This is a genomic window from Clostridium arbusti SL206 (genome assembly GCF_000246895.1).
GTDB lineage: Bacteria > Bacillota > Clostridia > Clostridiales > Clostridiaceae > Clostridium_I > Clostridium_I arbusti.
In genome coordinates, this window is the sequence record NZ_BAEV01000098.1 from 1 (window position 1) to 14,902 (window position 14,902).

Genomic DNA, 14,902 nt, shown 5'->3' on the forward strand with positions numbered 1-14,902 from the left:
CATAATGATCCGCGATAGCTCAACGGTGGAGCACTCGGCTGTTAACCGATAGGTTGAAGGTTCGAATCCTTTTCGCGGAGCCATTTTTATTTTTTGAATATAATTATAAAACTAATTACTTATGTGATTAGTTTTTTTAAGTTATAGAAAAGTATATTCTCCATCTGATGACAAGAACTTTGTTTATCATAGAAGAGAACTAAACATAACCTATATAAAGTTATAAGAATATTTAAATAAAAGTTTTTATAAAAATTTTGTGGGATTTTCATTATATATATCGTCAATATATATATAAATAATAAAAATAAACTTTATGGAGGGGAAAATTCTATATGAGAAAGATAGGAACTATAACTTTAGCAGTTAGTCTAATATACTATGGAATTTGGATGGCACTTAGAAATATAAACATTTCTATAGCAAATGTTTTACTTAGATGGTGGCCAGCTATATTCATATTATTAGGTATAGAGATATTATTGCGGTCAGGAAAAGCATCTAATATAAGAAAAGCAGGTTTCAATGTAGGTATATTATTTATGATACTGTTATTCTTTTTAACTAATTTATTTTATGAAAGATATGATAATTCATCTAATTTAATTAATAACGTTGGAAATAATTTAATTAATTTTAATTTAGGAGAAAATACTAAGAGTATAGGTATTACTAAAAGTATAGTAATAAAAGATAAAAAATTTCAGCTACAAACTAGAAATGCGGGTTTAACTATAAAGAGATCAAATGATAATAATGTAAAACTTGATTTAAAAGTTAAAGTACAAGAAAAAAGTAACATAAACAAGTATGACATCAATGAAGTTAATGAAGATAACTTAACTAAAGTAAATATAGACGAAAATTATGTAAAGAGCATTGAAGGAACATTATTTATTCCAGATGGAATTGATGTGAATCTTGTGATAAATAATTTAAAGATAAGTTCTCAAGATGATCTCAAAAATACAAATTTTGATATACATTCTAATAATGGAAACTTTGACTTATCAAGTGTAGCTAAATTAGGACTTGAAGCTGATAATGGTGATGTAAATATAAAGGATATTAAAAAAGTAAATTTAAAAGTTAATAATGGAAAGTTTAATATGATTGGTGGAATAGAGAACATAGATGTAGATATGAAAAATGGTGCTGTAGACATTAATAATACTGTATTTAATAGTATTAATATTAAAGCTAATAATGGTTCTATAAAATTGAATACTCAAGATAAAAATATTGATGCTAATTTAAGTTCTAATCTTGGTGAGTGTATTCTAAATGGAGAAAAAATAAACAGGGGAACATTAAGAAAAACTATAGGAGATGGAAGTCATAAGCTTAATATTAGTTTAGATATAGGCTCTGTAAGGGTTAACAGTGGTCAGGAGTGATAAAATTTGAGTGAGAATGATGAACATATACTTATAAGGATAAGAGCAGGAGATGAAGAATGCTTTATTCAATTAGTTGACACATATAAGAAAAAAATTATAGCTCTCTGTTATTCTTACACTAAGGACAGTCATGAAGCAGAGGATCTATCTCAAGAGGTATTTATTAGTTTCTACAAAAACATAGATAATTTTAGAGGAGATTGTTCAATTTCTACCTATATATATAAGATAGCTGTAAGAAAATGTTTGGATTTTAAAAAGAAAAGAAGTATGAAGTCAATGTTAATAGAAGTATTTAAAGATAAAGGTAAAAGTGAAGAATTAGATGATAAAATTTTTATTAGGCAATGTATAGATGAATTGCCTAAGGATATAAAAGTACCTGTAATTTTATTCTACTACGTGGGCCTTAACCAAAAGGAAATAGGGAAAGTATTAAACATAACACAAAAAGCTGTAGAAGGAAGGATATACAGAGGAAAACAAAAACTTAAGGATAAGCTTTTAAAAGGAGGAAATATAGTATGCAGCAAAAGCCAGATTATTTAGATAATATTATAAGAGAATCCTCAAAAGATGTTAGTATATCACAGAATTATAATAATAATTTACTTAATAAGTTAAAACAAAGTGGGAGTAAGGAGCATAAAAAATATAATTTTTTATATAGAAATAGAGCGGCTGCATTAAGTTTTATTTTTAGCGGCATAATTATGGCACTAGTAGCTACAACAAATATGGAATCTAAAATTATAAATTTAGAGGGCAAATTTAGATCTGAAGCTTTAATTTTTCAGTATCAATACAATTATAAATTTGATTCAGTAAAAAGTTTATTAGGAGAGTGGTTTTAATGGAGAGAAGAAGTAGATTTATAACATTTTTAGTATCCCTTGTTCCAGGTGCTGGCTATATGTATCTTGGAATGCTAAAAAAAGGATTTGAAACATTATTATTATTTATATTAGTGCCAATGATATTAAGTTATGTAAATATGGGTGATATTGCTGCCGCATTTTGCATACCATTTTGGCTATATACATTTTTTAATACCTATCATATAGCTCGTAAAGTGGATAGTGGAGAAATTTTACAAGATGAAAGCTGGTTTACAAAAGGTGGATTTGGACTTGGAGCAAATAATATTATGAATAATAATTCATTTAAAATTATAGCATGGTTTCTAATAATAGTGGGTGTTTTAGCCATAGCTAATAAAATATTTAGGGAGTTTCCTATTTTCGATGTAGTAAGATCTTATTTTGTACCTGTTATATTTATAATTATAGGATTATATCTCCTATTAAGAGATAAGAAAAAGCTTAATTAATATATTGTTAAATGGGTTGTCTCTAATTTCTTGAGACAACCCATTAATTTATACTCATGAATATAAGAAATCTGTTTATTTTAAAACTTTGATTTGATTACCGTCACTTGATAATACAATATTTCCATGTAAATCGGTTCTGTATATTTTACTATTAATGCTGGCAAGTTTATCTAGGGTGATTTTATGTGGATGACCATAATCATTATTTTTGCCACAGCTGATAATAGCTATTTTGGGAGAAGCTTCTTTTAAAAAATCTTCACTAGTGGAAGTTTTACTTCCATGATGTCCAAGCTTTAGTATGTCACAGGATACATCAAATCCATTGCTAAGTATTTCATTTTCACTTTCCTCCTCTGCATCTCCATTAAAAAGAAATTTAGAATTTTTATAGGTTATTTTTAACACAATAGAATAATTGTTTAAGTTATCATAAGAACTATGGTTAGGAGCCAATACTTGGCACTGTATGTTTTCTCCTAAATTTATATTATCGCCAGGAGTTAATACATTTATTTTCATGTTTTTAGCTTTTAATCCTTGTATAAGGTCTTTAAAGTCAGAGGTATTTGGAGGATTATATATTTTAGGAGCTATAAATTCTCCAACCTTAAAGTTTTTAAGAACTAAGGACATTCCACCAATATGATCCTCATGGGGATGTGTTGCTATTATGTAATCTAGTTTAGTAATACCTTGAGTTTTTATGTAGGATAAAACTTTATCTTCAGCATCTTTGGGCCCAGCATCTATAAGTAGGTTCTTTTTATTGATTTGAACTAATGTGCAGTCTCCTTGTCCAACATCTATGTAGTGAACTGTTAATTCACGTGGATCTGAATTGATTCTAACTATTGATGAATTAGTAGTTAGTTTGCTGATTACATCATTTAAAGAAGAATTGCAGCCACTGAGTAAAAAAATAAATGTAGAAAAAATAAATAGAAATACACCAATTTTCTTTAAGGTAGAATTCATTGTTGCTTCCTCCTAAATTGTTTTGAGTATAGTTTACCATAATTGAATAATTTAGGAAATAACAATATTAAGATTAGAAAGTATTATCAAAGATAAATTAAGTTAAGGCATATGAAAATAAATAACAAGTCAAAGATACGACGTATATTATGAATCTTACAAGGAAACAGGTTCTGATGATAGTGGTGCTATCAAAGGGTTCTGTTAACGTAGTATGATTCATAATAGACTAGTATACTGACTAGTTATTTATTTGAACATGCCTAATATCTATGTTAAAAGTATATTAAGTGATACTTTACTTGAAAAATATACATTAAATTAGTATAATTAAACTGCATAGTACAATTATATACAATAAGAGAAGAGGTACAGTTTATGTTTTTTTTCAAATATATTTACTTTGGTGTATTAATGTGTTTAACCATGTTTTTGAGGTTATATTTTTTTGTCTTGAAAAGGATAAAATCTTCTGAAGAATACGACAATACGCTATATAGAGTTGTAAATCGATGGGCTAATCATATATTAAAAGTTATCGGTGTAAATGTAAGGATAAAAGGTATTGAAAATTTACCTAAAGGAAATTGCTTAATAGTATCTAATCATCAAAGTGATGTAGATCCTTTAATATTAATTGCCAAATTAAATAAACAAATGGGATTTATAGCAAAAAAAGAAATGCTTAAGCTTTATGTAGTTGGTACATGGATGAAGGCTATAAATTGTGTGTTTATAGATAGAGAGGATATTAGGGAATCTCTAAAAGCAATTAATAAGGGAATTGATAATTTAGAAAAAGGATACAGTATGGTTATTTTTCCAGAAGGAACTAGAAGCAGAAGTAATAAACTAGGAGAGTTTAAAAAAGGTAGTATGAAGATGGCTACTAAAGCAAGTGTACCTTTAGTACCAATCGTTTTAGATAATGTTTTTAAAGCTTTTGAAGAAGGCAATGGAAAATTTAGAGCAACAGATGTGAACATGTCTATATTAGAACCTATAAATGTAAGTGAATTAAGTAAAGAAGAAAAAGCGAATTTGGCAGAAATGGTTAGAGAAAGAATTCAAAAAGAATTAAATACTTTAAATAATAATAATAATTGATTTGAAATATTGCAGAAAATATTTCACTGAAATTATTAATTATAGAAAACATCATGAAATTTATTGATAAAGATAAGTTTTATGGTGCTTTTTTTATGAATCCAAAATTTATATAGTCAACAAATGAATTGTTTATTGCAATGAATGAAATTTTTGTTGCAATAAACAATTTGTAATAAATAAATTTTATTATGAACAATATTGTATATTATCAATATAATATATGTAATATATGAAATATCAACTAAGCATTTATGCAAATGATGAAATATTTAGGTTTACAATTATGAAAAAAATGTGATAATATATGAATATGAACGTGAATAAATATTATGTTTTTATAATATTTATTCATAAAGCTTCACAAATTAGGATTAAAGTAGTAAAATAATTAATAAATTATATTTTGTGTAGAGTTGAGTACTACTACATAATAAGTGAATTAAGTGATGGCCTTACTTGCAATTTTACAATGAATAAGGAGTGTTAGTATGAAAAGTTTTGAATCTAGTTTTGATAAAAATGAACACAGTATTGGTTCTCATATAAGTGATGTTAAAGAACCAAATCTATATAGAGATTTGTTCCCTTACTCAGAAATACCAAAGGTGAAATTTGATGGAGAGTTAGTACCTATGGATTTACCAGAGGACATTTGGATTACAGATACTACATTTAGAGATGGTCAACAATCTATGACTCCATTTAAAGTAGAACAAATAGTAAGGATTTTTAATTATTTGCATGAGCTTGATAATAACTCTGGTATTATTAGACAAACAGAATTTTTTACGTACACTAATAGAGATATTAAAGCTTTAGAAGAGTGTATGTCCTTAGGATATAAATTTCCTGAAATTACAACTTGGATAAGAGCCAATAAAGATGAACTTCGTAAAGTAAAAGAATTGGGAGTAAAGGAAACAGGAATGCTCATGTCTTGTTCTGACTACCATATTTTTAAAAAATTAAAATTGAATAGGAATGAAGCTTTCAATAAATATATTGATGTAGTAGAAACAGCCTTGGAGTACGGAATAGTTCCAAGAATACATTTAGAAGATATAACAAGAGCTGACTTTTTTGGTTTCGTAGTTCCTTTTGTAAATAAACTAATGGAATTATCCAAAGAATCAAAAATACAAATTAAGATAAGAGCTTGTGATACCTTGGGTATGGGAGTTTCCTATGCAAGTACTGCCTTACCAAGAAGTATTCAAAAGATAATTAATGGTCTTAGAGTTTATTGTAATGTTCCACAATCAGCATTGGAATGGCATGGACATAATGATTTTTATAATGTAGTATCAGGGTCATCTACTGCGTGGCTTTATGGATGTTCTAGTGTAAATACAACACTTCTAGGCATTGGTGAAAGAACGGGAAATTGTCCTTTAGAAGCTATGGTTATGGAATATGGTCAAATTAAAGGAAATACTAAAAAAATGAATTTGCATAAGATTACTGAAATAGCTGACTATTTCTCTAAGAATATGGGATATAAAATTCCTATAAGAACACCTTTTGTCGGAAGTGACTTTAATGTTACAAGAGCAGGTATCCATGCCGATGGAATGTTAAAAGATGAAGAAATATATAATATTTTTGATACAGATAAAATATTAGATAGACCTATAGTAGTAGCTGTTAATGAGTATTCAGGCCTTGCAGGAATTACAGCTTGGATAAATACCTATTTTAAGCTGAGTAATGAAGATAAGATTAGTAAAAGAGATGAAAGAGTAGCTAAACTTAGAGACTGGGTTGATTCTCAGTATGAAAATGGAAGAACTTCTGCTATAAGTAATAAAGAATTAGAATTAGTAGTAAAAAGATCTTTTTCAGAACTTATGTATGTAGAAGGAAGTTGTGTAGGTTATAATAAATAGAGTTATAATTAAGCTTGCTGAACTGGAGTATTATGACAAAATAAATTTGGAGGTAAGAAAATGGGTTTAACAATTACAGAAAAAATTATAAAAAACCATTTGGTTTCTGGTGAAATGGTAAAGGGATCAGAGATAGCAATAAAGATAGATAGGACATTAACACAGGATTCTACAGGAACCATGGCATATTTACAATTTGAAGCACTAGGTATAGATAAAGTAAAGACAAAACAATCTGTAGCATATATTGATCATAATATACTTCAGACTGGACCAGAAAATGCAGATGATCATCTATATATACAAACTGTTGCGAAAAAACATGGAATTTACTTTTCAAGACCAGGAAATGGTATTTGTCATCAAGTAAATTTAGAGAGATTTGATGTTCCTGGTGATACACTTATTGGTTCAGACAGCCACACGCCAACTGCAGGAGCTATGGGAATGCTTGCTTTTGGTGCAGGTGGACTTGACGTTGCTGTTGCTATGGGCGGCGGTGAATATTATATTGTAATGCCTAAGGTTGTAAAAATAAATTTAACAGGTAAATTTAATCCTATGGTATCTGGAAAGGATATTATTTTAGCAGTACTTAGAAAGTTTACTGTTAAAGGTGGTGTAGGTAAGGTATTTGAATACGTTGGAGAAGGACTTAAGGGGATATCTGTTCCTGAAAGAGCAACTATAGCGAACATGGGAGCAGAACTTGGTGCAACTACTTCAATTTTCCCAAGTGATGAAAGAACTCTTGAATATCTAAAGGCTCAAGGAAGAGAAAAAGACTTTATAGAATTAAAAGCTGATGCGGATGCAGTTTATGATGAGGAAATGGATATAAACCTAGATGAATTAGAGCCATTAGCTGCCTGTCCACATAGTCCTGATAACGTAAAAGAAATCAAAGAATTAAAGGGAACAAAGGTAAATCAGGTTGCTATAGGTAGTTGTACAAATTCTTCTTATTTAGATATGATGAGAGTAGCAAGCATTTTAGAGGGAAATACAGTAGCAGAAAATGTATCTCTTGTAATTTCACCAGGATCAAAGCAGGTTTTAAACATGCTTGCAGAAAATGGAGCACTTGCAAAGATGATAGCAGCTGGTGCTAGAATTCTTGAATCTGCCTGTGGACCTTGTATAGGAATGGGTCAGTCACCTGCCACTAATGCAATTTCACTTAGAACTTTCAATAGAAATTTTGAAGGAAGATCTGGAACGAAATCAGCACAGATTTATATTGTAAGTCCAGAAACAGCAGCAGTGTCTGCTATAAAAGGATACATAGAAGATCCAAGAGTTTATGATGTGAATTTGGATATAGAGATGCCTAAGACATTTTCAATAAATGATAATTTAATTGTTGCGCCAGCAGAAAATGGTGCAGAGGTAGAAATAGTAAGAGGACCAAACATAAAGCCTTTCCCAAAAGCAAAACCATTAGGAGAAAGTGTAGATGGTAAAGTGCTTATTAAAGTAGTAGATAACATAACTACAGATCATATTATGCCTTCTAATGCGAAACTTTTACCTTATAGATCAAATATACCTCATTTGGCAGATTACTGCTTAACACCTTGTGATCCAGATTTTCCAAAGAAAGCTAAGGAGAACAATGGTGGTATAATAGTTGCAGGAAGCAACTATGGACAGGGATCTAGTAGAGAACATGCTGCACTTGCACCACTATATTTAGGAGTAAAGGCAGTACTTGCCAAGTCCTTTGCTAGAATTCATATGGCTAATTTAATTAATAATGGAATATTACCACTTACTTTTGAAAATGAAGCTGATTATGATAGTATAGCTGAAAATGATGAAATTCTAATAGAAAATGCAATTGATCAAGTTAAGACTGGAACAATAACCGTAAAAAATGTAACTAAAAATGAAGAATACAAAATGTTACTTAATATTTCTGACCTTCAGAAAGAAATACTTATTAGTGGTGGAAGACTTAATAACATAATAAAAAATAGATTATAGAGATGAGGCTTTAAAGATGAGTAAAGAATATAAAATAACTCTTATACCAGGGGATGGAATAGGACCAGAGGTTACTGAGGCAGCGAGACTTGTTATAGAAGCTTCAGGAGTAAAAGTAAATTGGGAAGTAGTTGAAGCTGGAGAAAAGGTAATGGAAGAATATAAAACACCTCTTCCAGATTATGTTTTAGACAGTATAAGCAAAAATAAAATTGCTCTTAAGGGACCAATAACAACTCCAGTAGGTAAGGGATTTAGAAGTGTTAATGTAGCATTAAGACAAAAATTTAATTTATATGCAAATGTAAGACCAGTTAAGACTTATCCAGGTATAAAATCAAGATACACGGATGTGAATTTTGTAATTGTTCGTGAAAATACTGAGGATTTATATGCAGGAATTGAACATAAAATAGGTGATTATGCAGCAGAAAGTATAAAAATAATTACAAGACCAGCTAGTGAAAGAATAGCTAAATTTGCTTTCGAATTAGCTAAAAGTGAAGGTAGAAAAAAGGTTACTGCAGTACATAAGGCAAATATAATGAAATTTTCAGATGGTTTGTTCTTAGAATGTGCAAGAAAAATAGCTGAAGAATACAAAGATAAAGATATAGAATTTGAAGATGTAATTGTAGATGCTATGAGTATGAAATTAGTGCAAAATCCTGAAAGATATGATGTATTAGTTTTACCTAATCTTTATGGAGATATACTTTCAGATATGGGAGCAGGACTTGTTGGAGGCCTTGGAGTAGTACCAGGAGCAAACATAGGTGAAGATATAGCTGTATTTGAATCAGTACATGGTTCAGCACCAGATATAGCAGGAAAAGGTCTAGCTAATCCATTAGCTACTATATTATCTGGAGTTATGATGCTAAGATACCTAGGGGAATTAGAAGCAGCTGATAGAATAGATGCTGCAGTTACTAAGGTACTTAAGGAAGGCACTAAATTAACACAGGATTTAGGTGGAACTTCAAGTACTAAGGAATTTGCAGGAGAAATAATAAAGAATTTATAATAAAAGATAAAAGAGTAGTTTAAAGCTGCTCTTTTATTTTTTACTGTTTCAATTTCATATGCCTAACAGAAAGTATAATATTTAGTATATTTATAAAAAAACATGTATATTTATAAAACAATATTGCATATTTATAAAAAAAGATATATAATAATATATAAATTAAGTAAGTAATAACTAAACAATTATATTGATTAATCTTACTTGTAGATACCTTGTTTGCCTAAACATGAATAGAAAATGAAATATTGGGCAAGAAAATATTGTTATCTATATTTAATCCATATTAATTAATATATTGTATTAGTAATTTAATTCGAAAATTGTATATTTATAACATGAAAGGATGATTTCATTATGAAAGATAAAGTTGTTTTAGCTTATTCAGGAGGATTAGATACTTCTATAATAATTCCATGGCTTAAGGAAAATTATGATTTAGATGTAATTGCAGTATGTGTAAATGTAGGTCAAGATGACGATATGAAGGCTGTTAAAGAAAAAGCAGTACATTCTGGTGCCTTTAAAATATATGTAGAAGATGTAAAAGAAGAATTTGTAAAAGATTATTTGTTTAAAGCAATAAAATCTGGTGCAGTATACGAAGGAAAATACCTTTTAGGAACATCTTTTGCAAGACCATTAATAGCAAAAAAACTTGTTGAAATAGCACATGAAGAAGGCGCTAAATACATATGTCATGGTTGTACCGGAAAGGGAAACGACCAAGTAAGATTCGAAACAAGTATTGCAGCCTTAGATCCTTCAATTAAGATTATAGCTCCTTGGAGAATATGGGATATAGCTTCTAGAGAAGATGCTATAGATTATGCAGCAAAAATGGGAGTAGAAGTACCAGTTACAAAGGAAAAAATCTACTCAATGGATAGAAATATTTGGCATGCAAGCCATGAAGGTGGAGACCTTGAAGATCCAAGAAATGAGCATAAGAGAGATATGTACGTAATGACAACACCACCTGAAAAGGCTAAGGATGAGTCAACTTATGTAAGCATATATTTTGAAAGCGGAGTTCCTAAAAAAGTTGATGGAAAAGAATTACCACCTGTTGAAATGTTAGAACTTTTAAATAAACTAGGTGGAGAAAATGGAATAGGTGTTGTTGACTTAATAGAAAACAGACTTGTTGGAATGAAATCAAGAGGAGTATATGAAACTCCAGGTGGAACAATATTATATGCTGCTCATAATGAATTAGAATATTTAACAATACAAAAGAATACCTATCACTATAAACAATTAATAGCTCAAAAGTATGCAGAACTTGTTTATGATGGACTATGGTTTACAGATTTAAAGGATGCACTAGATGCATTTATAGATAAAACTCAAGAACATGTAACAGGTACAGTAAAACTTAAACTTTACAAGGGAAATATCATGGTTGCAGGAACTGATACACCTTATGCACTTTATGATGAAGGTATATCTTCATTTGGTGCTAGTGAATTATATGATCATAAAGATGCAGAAGGATTCATAAAATTATTCAGTCTACCTTGCAAGATAAAGGCTATGAAAGCTTCAAAGGAAGGTAAATAACCATGAAGCTTTGGGGTGGAAGATTCAAAAATGCTGAAAGTAAGCTAATGGAGGACTTTAATAGTTCTCTTAGCTTTGATAAAACTCTTTTTTACGAAGATATAACTGGAAGCATTGCACATGTAAAAATGTTAGTTAAATGTGACATTATTTCTAAAGAAGATGGAGATAAAATCATTGAAGGATTGCAGTCTATTCTTCAGGATATTGAAAAGGGTGTTCTTAAGATTGAAGGAGATTATGAAGATATACATAGCTTCATAGAAGTAAATTTAATTGAGAGAATAGGTGATGCAGGTAAAAAAATGCACACTGCTAGAAGTAGAAATGATCAGGTTGCTCTAGATATGAGATTGTATTCAAAGAAAAAGGCTCATGAAGTTGTAGAAAACTTAAAGGAGCTTTTAAGTACAATAAAATCAGTAGCTGATGAAAATGATTGTATTATGCCAGGATATACGCATATGCAAAGAGCACAGGTGGTTACTTTTAAACATCATATGATGGCTTATTTTAGCATGTTTAAAAGGGATAAAAAGAGAATTGAAAATGCCATAGAAGTAATGGATGAAAGTCCACTTGGATGCTGTGCACTAGCTGGAACTACCTATAATACAGATAGAGCATTTACAGCTAAAGAGCTTGGATTTAGAGGTGTAGCAGATAATTTTTTAGACGGAGTTAGTGATAGAGATTATATTATAGAACTTACCGCTGCCTTTTCTCTTGCTATGATGCATTTAAGTAGACTCAGTGAAGAGATAATAATTTGGAGTACTAAAGAATTTGATTTTATTCAATTGAGCGATGAATTCTCTACAGGTAGCAGTATTATGCCTCAAAAGAAGAATCCAGATGCAGCTGAACTCATAAGAGGTAAATCAGGAAGAGTCTATGGGGATTTGGTTTCCATATTAACTACTATGAAGGGTTTACCCCTTGCATATAATAAAGATATGCAGGAAGATAAGGAAGGCTTCTTTGATGCATTAAACACTGTATTAAGTTGTATTAAGGTTATGAATGGAATGCTAGCTAGTCTTAAGGTTAAAGAAGAATCAATGCTTAAGGCAGTAAAGAAGGGCTTCTTAAATGCAACTGAAGCAGCAGACTATTTAGTTAATAAGGGTATGGCTTTTAGAGATGCACATAGAGTAATAGGAGAAATTGTATTGTTCTGTGAAGAAAAGGATCTACCTATAGAAGATTTAAATATTGGCCAATTGAAAGAATTTAGTGAACTATTTGATAAAGATATATACGATTTTATAGATTATAAAAATACTCTTGATAAGGGTATAAAAAAACATATGAAATAAAAATAAATATGGCTGGAAATTATTTTGTGAAATGATTTCTCAGTTGATGACAAAATAAAAAGGGTTAATACTGAAATGAATTTTGATTTTAGTATTAACCCTTTTATTTTTATATTAATTTATGCAAGTTTTAATATAAATACATTCATAGATAGAAATAGAATTGTTTAGTAATTGCAATAGAAAAAGAAGTTTATTACTTTATTTTAAGTGTTATTCTATTAATAGCCTCTGCTATATATAAATTTAGTGAAAGTATAAATTTATCATTAAGTAAGATTTTATTGATAATTATTATTTATTATATAAATTTCCTAATACAATAGATAAAAATAATAGATATTAAATGTGAATATATATCATATAGTAAATAATGGCTATATAAAATTATTATATATGAAATTAATAAGACAAATAAATGAGAAAATGGAAAAATGCAATTTTGTTAGTGAAAAAGATTCATTTATATGCTATAATTTCAATTATAGATTATAAAAATGAAAGAAATGTATATATAGTCTTGCATATAATTTTAATAAGGGGGTTATTTCATGCGTAAAGACTTTTCACTAAGTAATGGTAAAGCAATGGTAAATTTTACTTCAAAATACTGTGCTACACACGAGCAATTATTAACAAGTAACGGATTTAGAAGGGTTCTGGAGGCATATCTAAAAACTCTTGAAAAAAGAGGCTCAAATGTGTATAAATACATAAAGAAGAGTATAGAGGAGATTGACGAAAACAAGTTAACAGATGAAATAGTGAACATATTTAAGCTATTAATCGTTCTTGATAGAGAATCAATTTTAAAATTAAATGCTGGATATGAAGTGTTTTTAAAAGATAAAGATATACTTATAAATTTCATAGAGGGTTTATATGGTTTTTGGAGAAGACTAGAAAGATACACTATTGTTCAAAATACTAAAGTAAATTATGGATTTGAAAGTGTAAATTTTATTGATGCCAATACTCAGTTTTCAAAGCTTATATTAGTAACCTATAGAAAGATTGAAGAAAATGTAATAGGATCTAAACCAAAGGTTTACAGACAGTTACCTGCAGGGGGTAATGTGGGTCTAATAACTAATTATATAAAATGGGGAATTCCAGAAGAATATGCCTGTTTAAAAAATGTACCTTTTATAGATTCAGTTTTAGTAGATCCTCCATTTATAATTTATCCTAAAAAGAATACCAGATCAGGCATCTTCAATGAGTGTTTTGAAAATCCTATTGAAGATTGTAAAATTGATTCAGACCATTGGTTCTGTTATCCAGCTAAAGTAGGTGAACTTTTAGCATATGTATATTTCCACAGAGACTTTATGAGTCATGGTATTTCCATGTGTAATCTGTTTGAAATGGCTACACGTGAAGAATATGAAAATACTAAACCAGATATGATTTATGTATTTGGTGGAAAAGATGATTATGAAGAGATTAGAACAGTATTCTATGAAGATAAGAAAAATAATATTATGGTAGGCTATGTAAGTTATGGAGATGCTATAGATTACTTTGGATACATGAAAAAGATGACATTAACTCTTCATAATTTAATAATGATTAAAAGAGGATATTTACCAATACACGGAGCTATGGTAAACATTGTTACTAAAGATGATAAAGTTGCTAATGTTATTATTATGGGAGATAGTGGTGCAGGTAAATCAGAGAGCTTAGAGGCCTTTAGAGAGCTAAGTGAAGACTATATAAGTGATATGACCATAATATTCGACGATATGGGTGTAGTGAAGCTAGATAAGGATAATAAGCCTAAGGGATATGGTACTGAAATAGGTGCCTTTGTAAGACTGGATGATCTTGATCCTGGTTATGCCTTTAGAGAAATAGATAGAAGTATATTTATGAATCCTGATAAGATAAATGCAAGACTAGTTATGCCAGTAGCAACTTATAATGATATAACTAAGGGATATCCAATAGATTTATTCCTATATGCTAATAATTATGAGGGTGATGGAGATAAACTAGAATTCTTTAAGAATGCAGAAGAGGCATTGCCTGTATTTAGAAATGGAGCAAGAATGGCAAAGGGAACAACTTCAGAAAAAGGACTTGTTAAAACTTATTTTGCAAATCCATTTGGACCTGTACAAAAACAAGAACAAACAGAAAAACTTTTATTAAGCTATTTTGACCAGTTCTTTAAATCTGGTGTAAAAGTTGGTCAGATAAAGACCTGCCTTGGAATCAAGGGTAAAGAAAAAGATGGTCCTAAAAATGCAGCAAAGAAACTTCTTGAAACAATAAAAGCAATACTATAATAAAAA

General features: G+C 29.5%; 12 protein-coding genes and 1 tRNA gene. 12 read left to right on the plus strand and 1 reads right to left on the minus strand.

Features of this window, described 5'->3' with window-relative positions:
- Positions 1 to 8: 8 nt before the first annotated feature.
- From RH99_RS14780 to RH99_RS14800, 5 genes are all read left to right on the plus strand, one after another.
- Positions 9 to 83, plus strand: a tRNA-Asn gene (locus tag RH99_RS14780).
- Between the two features lie 252 nt (positions 84 to 335).
- A complete protein-coding gene (locus tag RH99_RS14785) occupies positions 336 to 1,397 on the plus strand; it encodes a LiaF transmembrane domain-containing protein (protein ID WP_010239907.1) in 1,062 nt (353 codons plus the stop codon).
- Positions 1,398 to 1,403: 6 nt separating this feature from the next.
- On the plus strand, positions 1,404 to 1,949 hold the full coding sequence (locus RH99_RS14790; RefSeq protein ID WP_010239911.1) for an RNA polymerase sigma factor: 546 nt from the start codon (positions 1,404 to 1,406) through the stop codon (positions 1,947 to 1,949).
- Entirely contained in the window at positions 1,925 to 2,254 is a 330-nt protein-coding gene (locus tag RH99_RS14795; protein ID WP_010239915.1) for a hypothetical protein, read from the plus strand. Before RH99_RS14790 ends, RH99_RS14795 begins: the two co-directional genes overlap by 25 nt.
- On the plus strand, positions 2,254 to 2,730 hold the full coding sequence (locus RH99_RS14800; protein ID WP_010239918.1) for a hypothetical protein: 477 nt from the start codon (positions 2,254 to 2,256) through the stop codon (positions 2,728 to 2,730). The genes RH99_RS14795 and RH99_RS14800 overlap by 1 nt, the downstream gene beginning before the upstream one ends.
- A 75-nt stretch (positions 2,731 to 2,805) precedes the next feature.
- On the opposite strand, the gene RH99_RS14805 is transcribed toward RH99_RS14800, so the two are convergent.
- Entirely contained in the window at positions 2,806 to 3,711 is a 906-nt protein-coding gene (locus tag RH99_RS14805) for a ComEC/Rec2 family competence protein (protein ID WP_010239921.1), read from the minus strand.
- A gap of 378 nt (positions 3,712 to 4,089) precedes the next feature.
- Between RH99_RS14805 and RH99_RS14810 the strand changes: the two genes are divergently transcribed.
- From RH99_RS14810 to RH99_RS14840, 7 genes are all read left to right on the plus strand, one after another.
- On the plus strand, positions 4,090 to 4,818 hold the full coding sequence (locus RH99_RS14810; RefSeq protein ID WP_010239925.1) for a lysophospholipid acyltransferase family protein: 729 nt from the start codon (positions 4,090 to 4,092) through the stop codon (positions 4,816 to 4,818).
- A gap of 491 nt (positions 4,819 to 5,309) precedes the next feature.
- Entirely contained in the window at positions 5,310 to 6,707 is a 1,398-nt protein-coding gene (locus tag RH99_RS14815) for a hydroxymethylglutaryl-CoA lyase-like TIM-barrel protein (RefSeq protein WP_010239929.1), read from the plus strand.
- A 60-nt stretch (positions 6,708 to 6,767) separates the two neighbouring features.
- Positions 6,768 to 8,693: an aconitate hydratase gene (locus RH99_RS14820; protein ID WP_010239931.1), complete on the plus strand. Its 1,926-nt coding sequence runs from the start codon at positions 6,768 to 6,770 to the stop codon at positions 8,691 to 8,693.
- Positions 8,694 to 8,709: 16 nt separating this feature from the next.
- Positions 8,710 to 9,720 (plus strand): isocitrate/isopropylmalate dehydrogenase family protein, encoded by a 1,011-nt coding sequence (locus tag RH99_RS14825; protein ID WP_010239933.1) that lies wholly within the window; start codon positions 8,710 to 8,712, stop codon positions 9,718 to 9,720.
- Between the two features lie 357 nt (positions 9,721 to 10,077).
- Positions 10,078 to 11,283: an argininosuccinate synthase gene (locus RH99_RS14830; RefSeq protein WP_010239935.1), complete on the plus strand. Its 1,206-nt coding sequence runs from the start codon at positions 10,078 to 10,080 to the stop codon at positions 11,281 to 11,283.
- A gap of 2 nt (positions 11,284 to 11,285) precedes the next feature.
- Positions 11,286 to 12,602 carry an argininosuccinate lyase gene (gene argH / locus RH99_RS14835; protein ID WP_010239937.1) on the plus strand — a complete coding sequence of 439 codons (1,317 nt, stop codon included), beginning with the start codon at positions 11,286 to 11,288 and terminating at the stop codon, positions 12,600 to 12,602.
- 551 nt (positions 12,603 to 13,153) lie between these two features.
- Positions 13,154 to 14,896 (plus strand): phosphoenolpyruvate carboxykinase (ATP), encoded by a 1,743-nt coding sequence (locus tag RH99_RS14840; protein WP_010239939.1) that lies wholly within the window; start codon positions 13,154 to 13,156, stop codon positions 14,894 to 14,896.
- Positions 14,897 to 14,902 lie beyond the last annotated feature (6 nt).